This window comes from Candidatus Zixiibacteriota bacterium (assembly GCA_029860345.1).
GTDB lineage: Bacteria > Zixibacteria > MSB-5A5 > GN15 > FEB-12 > JAJRTA01.
Map to the genome: position 1 here is coordinate 381,165 of JAOUBJ010000002.1, position 14,876 is coordinate 396,040.

The window sequence follows — 14,876 nt, forward strand, 5'->3', positions numbered from 1 at the left end:
GTACACGCCGGTATTCACCGGTTCACTCCGGGGTTCACCGGTACACTCCGGTGAATACCGGTTCACGCCGGATGTTAATCAGCGCGCGTAACTATGCAAATATAAAACAATTACGCCCTTTGGCAACGTTTTTCCCGGCTTTACTCTCTGTCATTCCTGCGAAGGCAGGAATCCAATCTCGGCCATTGCGAGGAGACCTCGGGCCAGGTGGAACCGACGCGGCAATCTCATCTTCTCTTACTCGCTACCCCTCCAAAGGCTTTGCGCCAGAGACCCATTTGTGAGCGGGTGGGTCTACGTCATGATTAATGTGCGTGGTGTACGTCCTCGTGCGCTACATTGCGAGTAGATGCACGTGCGCGTTTCCGTGGGGCGGGTTTTTGTTCAAACCTACCGGCCGTGGCAGGTCTGCAGTAAGATATACACTGCTGTGCTACTTATCCGACAACGTCGACTTGCTCTTCGGTTGTCTGTACTTCCAGATGGTGCATCACCAGGTGCATAATGATCACGGCGTCTTGTTCGGAGATTTTGGTCAGCTTGTAGCCTGACTCATACCAGCCTTTTTCCGGATTCTGTTTGCACCATCGGCATTCGGCTTCGAAAAAGAGGTAATCGCGTTGGAATATGCGCTGGGGAAGGTCTACTCGGCAGTGGAGTATGCGCCCTTCTTTGATCGGTTCAATCGACGTAAGCATGGCGCCCATCGGTGTCAAATTGGCCAGCCCGCCGATATGTTTGAGACCGTTTTGGTCGCGCACGGGAAAGAAGTCGGTGGTTTCAAACCGGGCGTGCCGGCGTCGGTTCGGTAGTGGTACCGTTTTGATCTTGCCGGTTCCGGGGACATCCCATTCGCCCATGGAGAATCTCAGAATCAGGTATGAAAGCGCTTCGGTGTCTTCGTTGGTGGCGCATTTGAGAGTGTGCCCCGATTCCCACCAACCTCTCTCAAGGTTTTTGCGGCACCAGCGGGTTTTGACATCGATCTGTATCTCTGATCTGCCCAGTATAGGTCTATCCAGATCAATTCTACAACGACTGGCTTTGCCCACCGCGACAGCTTCCTCGCCGACAATCATAGCGCCGTCGTCCGACACATTGGCCAGCCCGCCCAGACGTATTCCTGTATCCAGATTGATGACCTTAAGAAAGTCTTTAGTACTGCTTCGTTTTTGTTTTCTTCGATCGCGCATTTTCGGTCCTCCTGCTGCAACAGGTTCACAGAGCAATCTGTACCTTTGAGTATCGGCAGTATCCGAAGATACTATTAGGAGCCGGGCCAAGCGAGGATAAATGGGCCACATTTGTCTCCGAAAGATGCTATGCGACGAGGGACCTATCCGTCTGTTGTTCCGGCGTCAGCTTGGTTTGTCTTGTAGGGTGGGTCCGTCTTCGGACCCGCCGCCAATGGCATGTCCGCGAACACATCCGGCCCACCCTGTCACCCTGAGCGCAGTCGAAGGGCGAGTCCGGCAATCTCATCTTCTCTTACCCGTAGTTCAGTAGGGTGGGTCCGTCTTCGGACCCGCCGTGAGTGACAGTCTTACTGTAGGTCAGGACCCCTTGTGGTCCCGACACAGCGCCTTGCGCTGTTCTTACCTGCTAACGCGGCGGCAGCATCACAGGGATGCTGCTTTACTTTTGGCATTGCTTGATGGTCAACCCCGGTGGTAGTTTGGTAATAAGTGTGTCGCAGCAGGCCTGATATATCTGCACCTGGGTCAGGCCCGAGGTCCGTGTCAGATTGGTTGCCGCCAGCTTCGTGCCGCGAAGATAAGCACCGTCGAATACGGTACCCACAAACCTGGAATGTCGTAGATCGGCTCTGATTAGGATTGCGTCGGTCAGTCTCGCCGAATCGAAATTCGAATTGCGCACATCTGCGTCGGTCAGATTGGTGGCTTTCAGGACGGCTCTGATTAGGGTGTCACCCATCATCGTGGCGTCGCTCAGGTTGGCATAGTCGAGTTCGGCGTCACTTAGTTTTGCAAAACGAAGCGTTGCCCCAGGCAGTTCTGCATCAGTTAAGTCAACTCCAGTGAGATTGGCACTGTCAAGGTTGGCATTACTCAGGTTGCTCAACCACAAGTTACTTCCCTCCAGGTTCGCGTACTTCAAGTCAGCGTTAACCAGAAAGCTACCTTGCATATGAGCGTACCGCAGATCGGCTCCCCTGAGATTCGCACCCCTGACCGCATCATCCCGGATCGCCGAATCCATGGACCAGTAGCTAGGTGGTATGGTCGAAAGCTGAGCCTCACGCAAATCAGCACGCGCCCAACTAGGCGTATCACCATACCATCGGTCAGGCTCCATCTCGAAGTACAGTCCCTCAATAGCGCCGTATGAAACTACGGCACACAGAGCAACAACCGACATAGATTGGAAAGTACGCGTGCGGTAAAAGCGCTTCCAGTGAAAAGCTGGTCGAACCGATCCGCGGAGGCTATCAGCATGCTTGCGATAGAATAGGATGGCACAAGCTATCGAAAGACTGATGAGAACGATATGCAAGCCAGTTCCCGGCCAATGGTGGCGCACGAGATACCAATACCAGAACAAACCAAAGGTCAGCGGCACGACCCACCAAGCCAGAAAGAGAGACACAAGTTCCTCCGTTTTCTCGATGCCAGAGCGCCCACCTTTCAGCTTGTCGAAGTGCCTCCGCACTAAGCCGTTGAGAAGCCAGGGGTAGGCGCGTTCGTCAAGCCGTTTGCCGTCCTCGAAAATGGCCGGGAGTTTGGATAGCCCCTCCCACAATCGCTGCAAGTAAAGATGTAGATAGATGTACAATCCGAGGAGGATGACAGGTGCTGCGTAATAGAAATAGGCGATGCGAATTTCTGCGCCGATGATTGGCAACGGCGATGAAACGGAGTTCAGGATTAGTCTGGCATCGGTAGTAGTTAGGATCGTTAGCCAGGCGTATGCACATCCCAGTAGCATAGCCAGAAATATCTTGCGCGCGTTCTTGGAAATCTCTTCGACCACTGCCAGCGACTTGAATTCCTTCAGGTCCTCTGGAAGTTTCGCGCCGGTGATATCGGCTCGTGCGAATTCGGTCCCTTTCAGCCCGGTCGCCCCGCAGAGGTTGCAGTCGTGAAGTTTGGATTGGTTTAGCCCCTCCACTTTGGTTAGGTTCGTCTTCTGCAAATTAGCTTTTTCGAAGTTCGCTCGTGCGACGGTGGCACCAGTAAGATTCGCCAGGTTCAGATCCGCGTCTGTCAGGTCTGCGTCCGAAAGGTTAGCCCCAGATAGATCTGTTCCCAGAAGCAACGCCGCACGCATCGTGGAGTGTTGTAGTTGTAATCGTATGGCGCTGGCGCCCTCTAATTCGACCCGCGCAAGTTGGGAATGACTCAGGTCGGCGTCTATGAGATTGGCATGTTTCAGACGTGCACCTGGAAGGTCAACCCCGCAGAGTTTGGTGCCCACCATAATGGCCTTGTTCAACGTCGGTCCAAGTGTCAGCAGACCACCTGGGCGGTCGACTGGTATGGTCGTCAACTCCCAATGATTGTGGCTCAGGTCGCAATGAGATAGATCAGCTCGGCTACCTTCCTTTTCGCTGCTTTCCACCCACTTCTTATGTTCCTCCAGGATGGTCTGCAACTCTTCATCCGATATCTTTCGGAGTGGTTGACTCTCAGATGCGCCACCGCTGTTAGTCGGCGGAGTGTCGGGCTTGTTGTTCTCTTTGTCGTCGGTCATGTTAGCCTATCTTTCGCGACGCGCGGTGGCAGCATCACAGGGATGCTGCCCTACTCATTGGTACCCCACCCAGAGGCTTTGCGCGAGAGACCCATTTATGGGCGGGTGGGTACTCTTGTCAGGACCGCAAGGGGTCCTGACCTACAAGACGAATATTTTGAGCACCCCTCGACTCCGCTCGGGGTGACAGTTGTCGTTGTCTGGTTCAATTGCGTTGGCGAAATCTACCGATCATGCAAATCGATTGCAAGTTCTATCTTAGTGCATGGTGACCCTGGAATACAACGTCGGCGACTGACGGCTACCTATCAGGTAGGAAAAGAATCCCGATAACGACAACATAGTAGATCGCCACACTCCCGTTTACGCCCGCCCAACGCGCTAAAGCAGACCACCGACCGACCGATAGAGTACACAAGATCAACCATTGTACGACAGCGGAGGAGCAACCTTATGAAGAAGAACTGTTGGGAATTGAAAGCATGTGGGCGCGAGCCAGGGGGTAGTAAGGCTACCGAAATGGGTATATGCACGGCGGCCACTGATCGAACCAGTGACGGACTCAATGGCGGCAAAAACGGCGGGCGGTTTTGCTGGGCGGTGGCCGGTACCCTGTGTGGGGGAGTAGTACAGGGCTCTTTCGCTGAGAAAAAGGCAAGCTGTCTGAGCTGCGAAGTGTTCAAACAGATTAGGACCGAGGAAGGTCGCGAGTTTGTCATGGTCCAACCCGGCCAGAGAGTTGGCTCTCACAAGTAGCCGCCCGCAATTCAACGCATCATTAGAGATTGACAGACCACTGACGGCCGCCGCAAAAACTGGCCGGCAGTGGTCTTTTCTATGCTACTATCAATTGACTGTCTGATATCATCCAGAGTCGAGATTCTCAAGTAGTTTCTCAGCGTCGCGGGGGTGGTGTAACTCGATCAGTTTCAAGCTGGGGTGTACATTGTCGTCGAACAGTTGCCGATACTGCCGACGCCTTCTTCGAAATGTTGTCAGCACCCACCACAGGATCGAATCACGACTCAAAAACGATTGCCGGAAAGATTCGTAGTTGCCCGAGAACAGTTCCTCTTTGACGAAACAACGCCTGACCGTTCGCCTGATTGCGCGTGAAAAAACCAGCGGGAAGGAGTAGTTCATCCATACAGCGTGGGTGGCGCGATTCCAAAGGATTTCGCGCAGCTCGGTGAAATTGCCGCAACTGATCCATCGTTCAGCGGCTATTGCGTCGCTAACCAGCGAGCGGAACTCGTCTTGCGGTCGCTGTTTCCATTCGGGCAGCCAGAACAACTGATCCAGCTCGATATGCGGCATGTTTAGCTTCGCTGAGAGCTTGCGCGCCAGCGTCGTCTTCCCGGCGCAACTTGATCCAATGATGATAATTCGGTTCATAGGGGGGGGGACGCTAAAGCTCCGGGGGCATGCGCAGCCACCACCGTCCATCATGCATCAGCCTGCGTTCCGACGTTATGAATAGTGCGTATCTCCCAGACAGGGACGGGAGACTCGTCAGAACTCGTATTTCAGCGACAGAAGCAGCCCTTCTGTGTGAGGTTGTAGATTCAGCTTGAGTCCCAGCGACTGCGTTTCAGCGTCGTTGTGCAAGCCGACCGCTTTCTTGAGATTCCGACCCGCCGAGCTTTCCAGCACCATCGATATGATACTCAAGGGGGCGCCGATGGCGACCATTGTGGTGTAGCTGTCCTTCCATTCTCCGCCGCTGCCGATGTATCCGCCCAGTGGCCAGCCGACAAGGAATCCGCCGGGGATGCCGGTTACGGCCGCCCAGGTATTGGCGCTCTCGTATTTATCCATGTAGGCCATGGCTTCGTCGTTACCGCCCAGTTCGTACCTCAAATCACCGCCGGACATGCCGACCTTCTGATACTCTCCGCCGTCGACAGAGTATTTCCAACCGCTCAAGAGACTTTTCTTCAGCATGATTTCAGCCGAAACCTGTGAACTGAACATTAGGGTCAAGATTAGTACAGTGATGCATTTGAACATGGTGTCTCCTCCTTCTGCCGGTAGTATAGGCAAACGGAGATAGGTAAGTCAACAACGAAGTTGGTCAGCGACAGATCATTCGTCCCGGCCGGCCGGCACGATCACCGACACACCGGAGCGGGTCCACCATTCCTTGGTTATGGAACGGCTTGGAGTCCGAAACGTGCGAAGTACCCTCTGACCTTTTCATCAATGACAACGGCGTCAACTCTCGCAATAACAGACAGGTGATCGCCGCCTATACGTAGCCCGGCTATCACCAGTGGGTCCTCGGTGCGCCGGTGCAGATGTTCTTTCTGAGACATCAATTGCGTGTATTTGTCGACTGCCCTATAACTGATTTCGAAATTATTCCGGGTGATGCCGCCACCAAACTCGAGTTTGATTGGATGAATCAGGGTCACCGAGATCAGTCCTACAGCCGACCAGCCGAGTCCCTCCATATAGAGATCGTAGTGAGTCCCCTGGCCATCCTGCCTGATCCTCTGACGTTGATAGGGGATATAATCTAGGCCGCCCTCAATGTATATCACCTGCTTGAACCAGATGCCGGCGGAGACTCGCGTTGAATGAAAAGGTCCAGCCGATTGAATGTCGAAGGGAAGAGACTCATAACGATCATTCCAGCCTGACTCAGAGAACTTGAAAAGCTGGTACTGCATCCCTACTAGTCCAAGAGTTCTGGTTCTGAACAAAAGTTTTCTAATCCAATCGTCTCTTATCACGTTTTCGTTGTCGATACGCCGAATGTCTTTGTTCACGGCGCTAAGCTCCTGCTTCAAGTAACCAATCTCCTTGATAATCACTCTGTCCTTTTTATCCAGATTGGCTTGAGTAACGAGCACAGTGACTAGCTGATCTTCCATGCCATTAACGCGCTCCGCTGTCTCTAGGCTCTCGCTCTTGAGACCCCTTACTTCGGTAAGGATGAAGTTCTCGGTACTCTCGATTCTCATCAAGTGTCCCGCTAATGAATCCAACTCTTGATCCAGCGGCCTGATGCGATCTTCAAGGTTTGACTTGCAGATTTCCAACAACTCGTCATTTGAGAGAGAACCGTCGAAGACATGCTGATAGAGTTCGCCCATGGCCGCTTCCAACCTGTCCAACCTGTCCAGTATCTCGGTTCTTTGGTGATCCTCCGATGATTTGATGATGATCGGTTCTTGTTGTATCTGCTTCTTGGCAACACCTATCTCAAGTCTGGCCTCCCGAATCCGTCTGGCCAATGAAGTACGACCGGCAAAGTCACCAACAGGTTTGCCGCCTGGCCATTGTCCCAGTAATCTCATCAGTAGATGCAAAGCATTCAGAACACCCTTTGCTTCCACCTTTTGGGGTACGGCTGTTACCATCAGAACCGTGACCAGTAACAAGATACCTATCTTCTTTGTCATTGCCTTCATCCTCCTACGAAAATCGAATAAACATCCATACGATTAGTACTTCGCGAATCGGTCGATTATTCACCGACACGCAACCCATCATCGAGAACAATATTCGTAGCCAGAGATGCCTAACTCAGATGTATGGACCCAATGTAGCGCAATGCGTATCGATTGTCAATGGCCGAGAGCCATTTTACAACATAGATATCCAGCGGCTGACTAACCTGCTACCTTTCGCGCTGCAGGTAGATCAGTGTCCCTCCAGCACGATCACCGACACACCGGAGCGGGTCCACCGCTAAACATGAAATCCACCACGTACACCAGGTCGGCAATGTCCACCCCGCCAGAGCCGTCGACATCGACTGCCGGCATCGCCCAGGGTGTGGAACCGCCTGCGAACATGTAGTCGACCAAGAATACCAGGTCGGCAATGTCGACCACCGTGCTGCCGTTGCCGTCGATATCGCCGCAAACAAAGGCACCCAGAAGCACCGTAACGTCGAGCAAACTGTCCTGCGTCATCAGAAAGACGGTGTCGACCGTTTCATAAACCGGCCGTGTTATGGTGAGCAGTTGTGAGCCGCCACCAACGGCAGGGAAATGGAACGCACCGGCGGCATCGGTGGTGTCGCTCAAACCATCCGGCTCAATCGTGATCAGTGACCCCGACAGTCGCGGACCACCGTCGCTGAGACCGATACTGCCTGTCAGATCATATAGGTTCTCGACCGTTACGGACATGGAGTCAACGAACGAGTTGCCGTCGTAGTCGGTCAGCCGGGCACTGATCGTGTAGTCACCGTTGTGAAACAGCGTCGTAGGCCAGCAGCCGGAAGTGTCCGATGCTTCCAGCAAGGCGTCACCGTCGGAGTTGGTCATTATATAGAATTGAAACATGCTGTCGCTGTAACCGGTGGGGCACTGGCTGTCGTATTTGAACACGGTGTGGCTGAGTGCTTCCATCTCGCCGTTGTACGAGTCGATGGAGCCAGAGAATTCGAACGCAAGTGTCCACGGTATGACTGAGTCGCCTTCGATCTTGTATTCTATCCGGTAGGGGGAGTTCTTCCACTGATAGATGCCGCAGTAATCGTAGGCAGCGCATATAATATCAACATCACCGGAGATCGGCTGGCCGACATCAAAGTAGTCGCTGGTCTGATCGGTGCAGATGGCAAAGAGTTGATCACCGATTGCGTTTTGCATGAATGGCGGATCGGTGTCCCCGGCCGGTCCCAGGTAGCTCATTGGATTATCCATAAACTCGTAGTCCCAAAAACCGTCATGCCAGGCATCGGCATCGCCTGAGTATCTGACTCGGGAGAAGTGCAGATGGACCAATGTGTTCGGATTCGGCCAGGTGGCCAGCACGCCGATAGAATCACCGGCGTCCACCCACTGACCGATCCAACTGGGCATGGACCACTCGAATAAATGCGCATACAACCAGCCTTCACATTCCTCAGTTCCGGCCGAGTCGGCGATGACAATACGCCAATGCGCATCACTGTCGAAGATTGTAAACACTGCTTTGATGTAACCCGACTCAACGGCATAGACCGTTTCCATGGTATCGCCCGGTATGTCTATTGCGGGGTGGAAGTAGTTCACGTTTCGGCCCCACTCGGCCCGCCACATGGCTTGCCAGGCGCCGTAGAAACCGGAGACAATGTGCGTAGAACTGTCCGGATCCAGCGGCCAGTCGAGATAGGTTTGGGCCGGACTGCTTCCGGCAAGCCCGGCGACTACGGATGCCAAAACAATGATAGCAATAACGACTCGCGACATGCGACCTCCTTATGTGAGGTTTGTTCTTGGCGGGGTCCCGGGCTTCGACCGCTTCACTCGATAATTGACTTTATGTGTGACTTTACGTGGAACTTTTGATCGGGTTTCCAGATTCTGTCTTGTCTTCGAAGCCTGCAACCACCGAAGCGGTGAAGGTCGCGTGTGAGGTAGGGTCTGCAGGTAATATACGCTGTAGCAGGGTTTATGCAAGGGGTTTGGTGGTGGGATAGGTGGCGGCACAAATTAAATACCCCCGGCAGGACTCGAACCTGCTACCCTCTGCTTAGAAGGCAGATGCTCTATCCAGATGAGCTACGGGGGCATCTAAAACTCTCAAGTGACTCGTGTCGACTCGATCGTCATTCACAAACAGTCAAGCGGCTCGCGTCGACCCGACAGTCGTTACAATTGCAAGATAGGTGGTTGCAACGACGCGGGCAACAGTAAAAACTTCACGCTGCGTCAGCCCCAGGGTTCAACACAACAAACTTGCATCGGCCCCGCGAAAACAGATGCGTCCAGCCGGTCAGCCGGAAGGTGAGGAGTCGGAACCAGACCCTCGCCGCTTTCGCAGCGCTATGTAATAACGGTAACACAGTTCGACAGCCTTCATGCGAAGCTCCATGTAACGCCACCCACAGAAGAACAGCACAAGAACTGTCAAGGAGATCGTGGGGAGGCTGCAAAACAGCCCGAGTTGCCCCAAATCCCGGTCAAGGCAACAATTCACGCAGGAAGTAGTCAATTCGAGTAGTAACACGAGAATGATCAAGCCGGCAACCGATCGGAAGAACTTGGAGTCTGCCTGCAGCCTATTAACCTCAGAGGCTGAGGCCGGCTCATTGATGGCTATGTTGACGCTGGCCCACTTAAACAGGTTAGTGATGCGCTTATGCCTATTCTTCGACGTTTCCCGCGTCTCCGCCGGACTCAGCGGTGCGCGCTGCTCCTTTGCGAAATCGTCGATCTTGTACGACTCAGCACAGTTGAGAAGGTACTTACCACTTGGTCTGTTACGAACATAGTAGCGATCATAGAACCAATCCAGGTGGCTGCTCAAGGCAAAGAGCAGGTGGCCGAGAAAGTACGAGGCAAGCCCAAGCGTCAGCCAATTCAGGCTGTCACCGTTTTTCAACATGATGATCTCTGGCCCCGGGTATTCACTTATATACAGCAGATAAATCGTCAGAATCGCACCGGGCAAAATGACCGAAAAGAAATCGATGACACCGATGAAGAAATCTCCCGGCTTAAAACTCATCTGAGACCTCAGTATTGGGCCAACTTGGGACACCACATCCAGCAAAGCAGAGGATTTCGGACAGTGGTGATTAACGCAGAGCGGTCCGCATCGTACTCATGCTTCTCCCAGCTTACGGTTGTGGACTTACACTGTCAATGTTTTTATAGATTCTCAGCCAGCCAACCAAAACAAAAATCGGCTTGATTGGACCGGTGCATTGCCGTACCTTGGCTACTTCTGAAAAAGGAAGAAAAGACCCTCGCATCTCAGACCGGAGGAAACGATGACACGACTCCTGGCCACGACGGTAGCCCTCACGCTTTTGGTCTCCATCGCAATCGGCGGCGTAACTTCAGCGGAGGCAGCTTACCGTACCCCCAAAGAAATCAACCAGACCCTCAAAGAGTTGGCCAACCAGCACAAGAGTAGCGCCGCGCTGGCTGAGTTGACGCGCACACCCGGCAACCGTGAGCTATACATGCTCGAATTGGGCGCCAACGACAGCAAACTTCCGGCCATCCTGGTGGTAGCGAATATGGAAGGCAACAGTCCGATGGCCAGTTCAGCGGCCCTTGAGTTGGCGCGACTGTTGTTAACCGACTGGAACGATGAACTCGCGACGCATCGCTGGTATATTCTGGCCTGCGGCAACCCGGACGGCTATGCGCGATATTTCAGCAAACCGCTGGCCGATGCTCAAGTGAACGAACGTCCCTTCAACGCCGACAAAGATGACGCCACCGACGAAGACGGACCCGAGGACCTCAACGGCGACGGCTATATCACATCGATGCGACAGGCTCACCCGGAAGGCACTTATGTCGAGGTAACCGATAATCCGCTCTTCATGCGCGAGGTCGACAACGCCAAGGGTGAGGTGGGCATGTATCGCCTCTTCAGAGAAGGTGTCGACAGCGATGGCGACGGCAAACTGAACGAAGACGGACCCGGCGGCGTCAATCCCGGTCACAACTTCCCACACAATTTCAAGCACTACACCAAAACCGACGGCCCCTGGTCGGCCAGCGAAGCAGAGTCGCGGGCACTGTTGCGATACTGTTTTGACCATTCTGAAATCGCGATGACGCTGACCTTGGGACGAACCAACAGCCTAAAAAATGTGCCGGAGAGCAACCGTCGCGCCGAAGCCGGCGGTGACAAGTTCAAACTGCCGAAACGATGGGCCAAGCGGATGGGCGTTGATCCCGAAAAAGAATTCCCCATGAAAGTGCTCCTGCCGATGGCCCGCGACTTCACGGGATATAAAGAACTGACCGAAGATATGCTGCTCCAGTGGCTCGATGCCGGCGCCAAGGTCAACCCGGATAAGAACGACTTAGGCTATTGGAAAGAGATCAGCAAACGATTCAACGATTTCCTCAAAGAAAACGAGCTCGATGGCAAGGCCCTTGACGCCCCCGGCTTCTCCGATGGATGTTTTGAGGAGTGGGCCTACTATCAGTATGGTGTTCCGAGTTTCAGCCTCAACTTCTGGACTTTGCCGGAACCCAAGAAGGAAGAAAAGAAAGCGGATGACTCCAGCCTGACCTTGGACCAGTTGGAAGGTATGTCCACCGAAGAGGTGGTTGCGCTCGGTGAGGAAAAGATAGCCGCCTTTCTCAAGGCTCAGGATGCTCCCGAGCAATACACGGCGGCGATGGTCATCAAGGGCCTTGAGGGCGGCATGATGAACCCTAAGCGGATGGCCAAGATGATGCGCAAGTCCCAAAAAGACGATGACGAAGGCGGCGCCGACGAGAAAGACGAAGCGCTGTTTGCGTTTAATCCGGATGCGTTCGTGGCCTGGCAGCCGTACAGTCACCCGACCCTGGGTGAAGTCGAGATCGGCGGCATGATTCCGATGTCGGATATCACGCCGCCTTCAGAGACCGCTGACGAAATGATCAACAAGCAACTGCCATTCATCCGTGACCTTGCCAAGCTCACGCCACAGCTTACCATCAAGAAAGTCAAGACGACGCGGCGAAGCGCAGATGTTTGGCATGTCGAGGCGTGGATCGCCAACGAAGGCTTTTTGCCATATCCGACCCATCAGGGTAAACGCTGCCAACGCCCGGCACCGGCAGTCGCGAAGATCAGCGGCCGGCCGGTTGATTTCCTGGAAGGGCGACCCCGTCGACCGTTGGGTCTGCTGGGCGGCTCCGGCGGTGTGGAAAAAGTCAGCTGGCTGGTCAAGGCAAAAGACGGAAGCGAAGTCACAATCGAAGCACACAGTTTCTCGGCCGGCGCCGACAAAAAGGTCGTAACCCTTAAGGAGGCCACACGATGATTGCTTTTAGAATCTTTCTTACTCTGGCCCTGCTTGTTGCCTCCACCGCATCGGCCACCAAAGCGGGTAAACTGACCCTGTCGTTTGATCATTACTTCGACGGTCCGGAGATGACTCGCAGCCTGGAACAGCTCAATGCAGCCTACCCGAACCTCACCGAACTCCGGATTATCGGCACCAGTGAAGAAGGCCGCGACATTCATTTGCTTACTATCAACAACAACAAGACAGGCAAAGACACGGAGAAACCGGGTGTCTACGTCGACGGTACCATTCACGGTAACGAGGTTCAGGCCGCCGAAGTCTGTCTCTATCTGGCCTGGTATCTCTTGGAAAGCTATGACTCGAATGAGTCGATCAAAGAACTTGTCGACAGCCGCGCCTTCTACATTATACCGGTGGTCAATGTGGACCAACGCTGGCGATTCTTCACCGACGCCGGCCACTACAACAAGGGTCGCACTGCCATGGTACCTTATGATGACGACCGTGACGGCCTGGCTGATGAAGATTCATCGGAAGACCTGGACGGTGACGGTGAGATACTTCGAATGCGCGTGGCCGATCCATTCGGTGGCTACAAGACCCATCCGGATGATCCGCGCGTAATGGTGCGTGTCGAGCCGGGTGAGATCGGCCAGTGGCGACGCCTGGGAAGTGAAGGGATCGACAACGACGGTGATGGTCGACTCAACGAGGACGGCCCCGGCTATCTCGACATGAATCGCAACTACGGATTCAAGTGGCAGCCGCCCTACGTGCAGTCCGGCGCCGGGGATTTCCCGATGTCATCAAAGCCGACCAAGGCGACATCTGACTTTATTATTACCAAGCCGAACATCTGCTTCAATTTTGCTTTTCACAACTCAGGCGGCATGTGGGTGCGTGGACCCGGCTCCAAGCTGGCTGGCTTTTATCCACCCTCTGATGTGAAAGTGTATGATTTTCTCGGCAAGGAAGGTGAGAAAATCACACCCGGTTATGATTATATAATCGGTGGACAGGACATGTACACCACACACGGCGATTTCGACGAATGGATGTTTTCGAACAACGGCATCTTTGGCTTTGTCGGTGAACTGTTTATGAGTGAGCAGGAGCGCTACCGCAAACAGGAACCCAAAAAGTCCGAAGATGAAGATGACTCGCAGTATTATGGCGGTACGCCCGCCGAAGAACGGCAATTGTTCAGCGATAACTTGACCCAGGGGGAAATGTACACGCCCTGGAAGAAATTCGATCATCCGCAATTCGGCGAAGTTGAAATAGGTGGATGGCGAACATTCACGACGCGTATGCCACCACCGTTTCTGATGCTTGAAATGGTCCACCGTAATGCCTCGATGGTGATCTTCACGGCACGGCACGCACCGGTGGTTTCACTGGAGCTGTTGGATGTCACGGATCTGGGTGGCGGTCTCAAACGTGTGCGCGTTCGGGCGTCGAACAGAAATGCAATCCCGACCTTGTCGAGCACTGCCGTAAGGCACAAGATATATCGTAAGGACATCCTCAGGATCGACGGTGTCGAAGTTGTCTCCGGTGGTATCATCGAGGATAGGTTCCTCAACCGAGTCTCGTCGCTGGAGCATCGGCCGCACATGATTTTCACCAGTGTGCCATCTTTCGGTAGGCGTGATGTGCAGTGGATTGTCAGAGGCAAGGGCAAAGCCAAGGTGACCTTCGAAGCGATCAAGGCGAGGAATAAGTCACTGACGATTGACTTGTAGGTGAAACAGTACTTGACGACATTGTATGACCTCGCAGGGTATCCACGCCACCACCTCACCCTGAGCGGAGTCGAAGGGTGAACGGAAAGGTTTGGCTTGCGTGGTGTCGGGCGACCTCGCCCGACACATCCGAGAGGCGCCAAGCGCATGATACCCGCTCATGGGTGGCTTGACCGTGGCAGGATCACAAGGGTCCTGCCCACCAGACTATCAAGGCAGTGACTTGTGCCCGCGTGATCTTCAGATCGCGTGGGCTGTGGTGGCCGAGTCTGAAGACTCGACCATCACAAGAAAAACGACTCATCACCTAATCCTGAACGCAGTCGAAGGCCAGGAAAGCCAGTTTCATCGCGCTTCGCGCGTGTTCGGGTAGCACTCTTTATCACCCGCCCATGTCACCCTGAGCGCAGTCGAAGGGTGCACGGTCAAGCCGTGTTCTTGTGGCTATGCCACGCGTTGACCCAAAAGCGCGCGAAGCGCAAAAAACAGGCTTGCCTGTGGTTCGACTCCGCTCACTATGACACGGTCAGCCGTGATTCTTGCGCGCGAAGCGCGAGAAACCCATTTATGGGTGTCATTCCCGCGAAGGCGGGAAGGTGAATTCACATTTGAAGTGCAACAGTTCCTTCCAAAATACCTCTGCCGGGGTCCAAAAGTCCAGACATTTTCGGGGCGTGTTATTGTACGCCTGTATGAAATGCACGAAGTGTTCC

Annotated in this window: 10 protein-coding genes and 1 tRNA gene; 3 read left to right on the forward strand and 8 right to left on the reverse strand. The window is 53.9% G+C overall.

What is annotated here, in order from left to right; genetic code table 11:
* Positions 1-437: 437 nt before the first annotated feature.
* Both OEV49_03630 and OEV49_03635 read right to left on the reverse strand, forming a co-directional pair.
* A complete protein-coding gene (locus OEV49_03630; protein MDH3890151.1) occupies positions 438-1,193 on the reverse strand; it encodes a PilZ domain-containing protein in 756 nt (251 codons plus the stop codon).
* A gap of 442 nt (positions 1,194-1,635) precedes the next feature.
* Positions 1,636-3,711: a pentapeptide repeat-containing protein gene (locus OEV49_03635; protein ID MDH3890152.1), complete on the reverse strand. Its 2,076-nt coding sequence runs from the start codon at positions 3,709-3,711 to the stop codon at positions 1,636-1,638.
* Positions 3,712-4,164: 453 nt separating this feature from the next.
* Here OEV49_03635 and OEV49_03640 point away from each other — a divergent pair, with 453 nt between their 5' ends.
* On the forward strand, positions 4,165-4,467 hold the full coding sequence (locus tag OEV49_03640; GenBank protein MDH3890153.1) for a hypothetical protein: 303 nt from the start codon (positions 4,165-4,167) through the stop codon (positions 4,465-4,467).
* 108 nt (positions 4,468-4,575) lie between these two features.
* Here the strand turns inward: OEV49_03640 and OEV49_03645 are convergent, their stop codons facing one another.
* From OEV49_03645 to OEV49_03670, 6 genes are all read right to left on the reverse strand, one after another.
* Positions 4,576-5,106 carry an adenylate kinase gene (locus OEV49_03645; protein MDH3890154.1) on the reverse strand — a complete coding sequence of 177 codons (531 nt, stop codon included), beginning with the start codon at positions 5,104-5,106 and terminating at the stop codon, positions 4,576-4,578.
* A 117-nt stretch (positions 5,107-5,223) separates the two neighbouring features.
* Positions 5,224-5,721 (reverse strand): hypothetical protein, encoded by a 498-nt coding sequence (locus OEV49_03650; protein ID MDH3890155.1) that lies wholly within the window; start codon positions 5,719-5,721, stop codon positions 5,224-5,226.
* 137 nt (positions 5,722-5,858) lie between these two features.
* Complete coding sequence (locus tag OEV49_03655; GenBank protein ID MDH3890156.1) at positions 5,859-7,118, reverse strand: hypothetical protein; 1,260 nt, start codon at positions 7,116-7,118, stop codon at positions 5,859-5,861.
* Positions 7,119-7,379: 261 nt separating this feature from the next.
* Positions 7,380-8,900, reverse strand: coding sequence for a hypothetical protein (locus OEV49_03660; GenBank protein ID MDH3890157.1), 1,521 nt, complete (start codon positions 8,898-8,900; stop codon positions 7,380-7,382).
* Between the two features lie 248 nt (positions 8,901-9,148).
* Positions 9,149-9,222, reverse strand: a tRNA-Arg gene (locus tag OEV49_03665).
* 204 nt (positions 9,223-9,426) lie between these two features.
* A complete protein-coding gene (locus OEV49_03670) occupies positions 9,427-10,161 on the reverse strand; it encodes a hypothetical protein (protein ID MDH3890158.1) in 735 nt (244 codons plus the stop codon).
* A gap of 265 nt (positions 10,162-10,426) precedes the next feature.
* Between OEV49_03670 and OEV49_03675 the strand changes: the two genes are divergently transcribed.
* Together OEV49_03675 and OEV49_03680 are read left to right on the forward strand one after the other, a co-directional pair.
* Complete coding sequence (locus tag OEV49_03675; GenBank protein ID MDH3890159.1) at positions 10,427-12,433, forward strand: M14 family zinc carboxypeptidase; 2,007 nt, start codon at positions 10,427-10,429, stop codon at positions 12,431-12,433.
* Positions 12,430-14,163, forward strand: a complete 1,734-nt coding sequence (locus OEV49_03680) for a M14 family metallopeptidase (GenBank protein ID MDH3890160.1) — start codon at positions 12,430-12,432, stop codon at positions 14,161-14,163. The genes OEV49_03675 and OEV49_03680 overlap by 4 nt, the downstream gene beginning before the upstream one ends.
* Positions 14,164-14,876 lie beyond the last annotated feature (713 nt).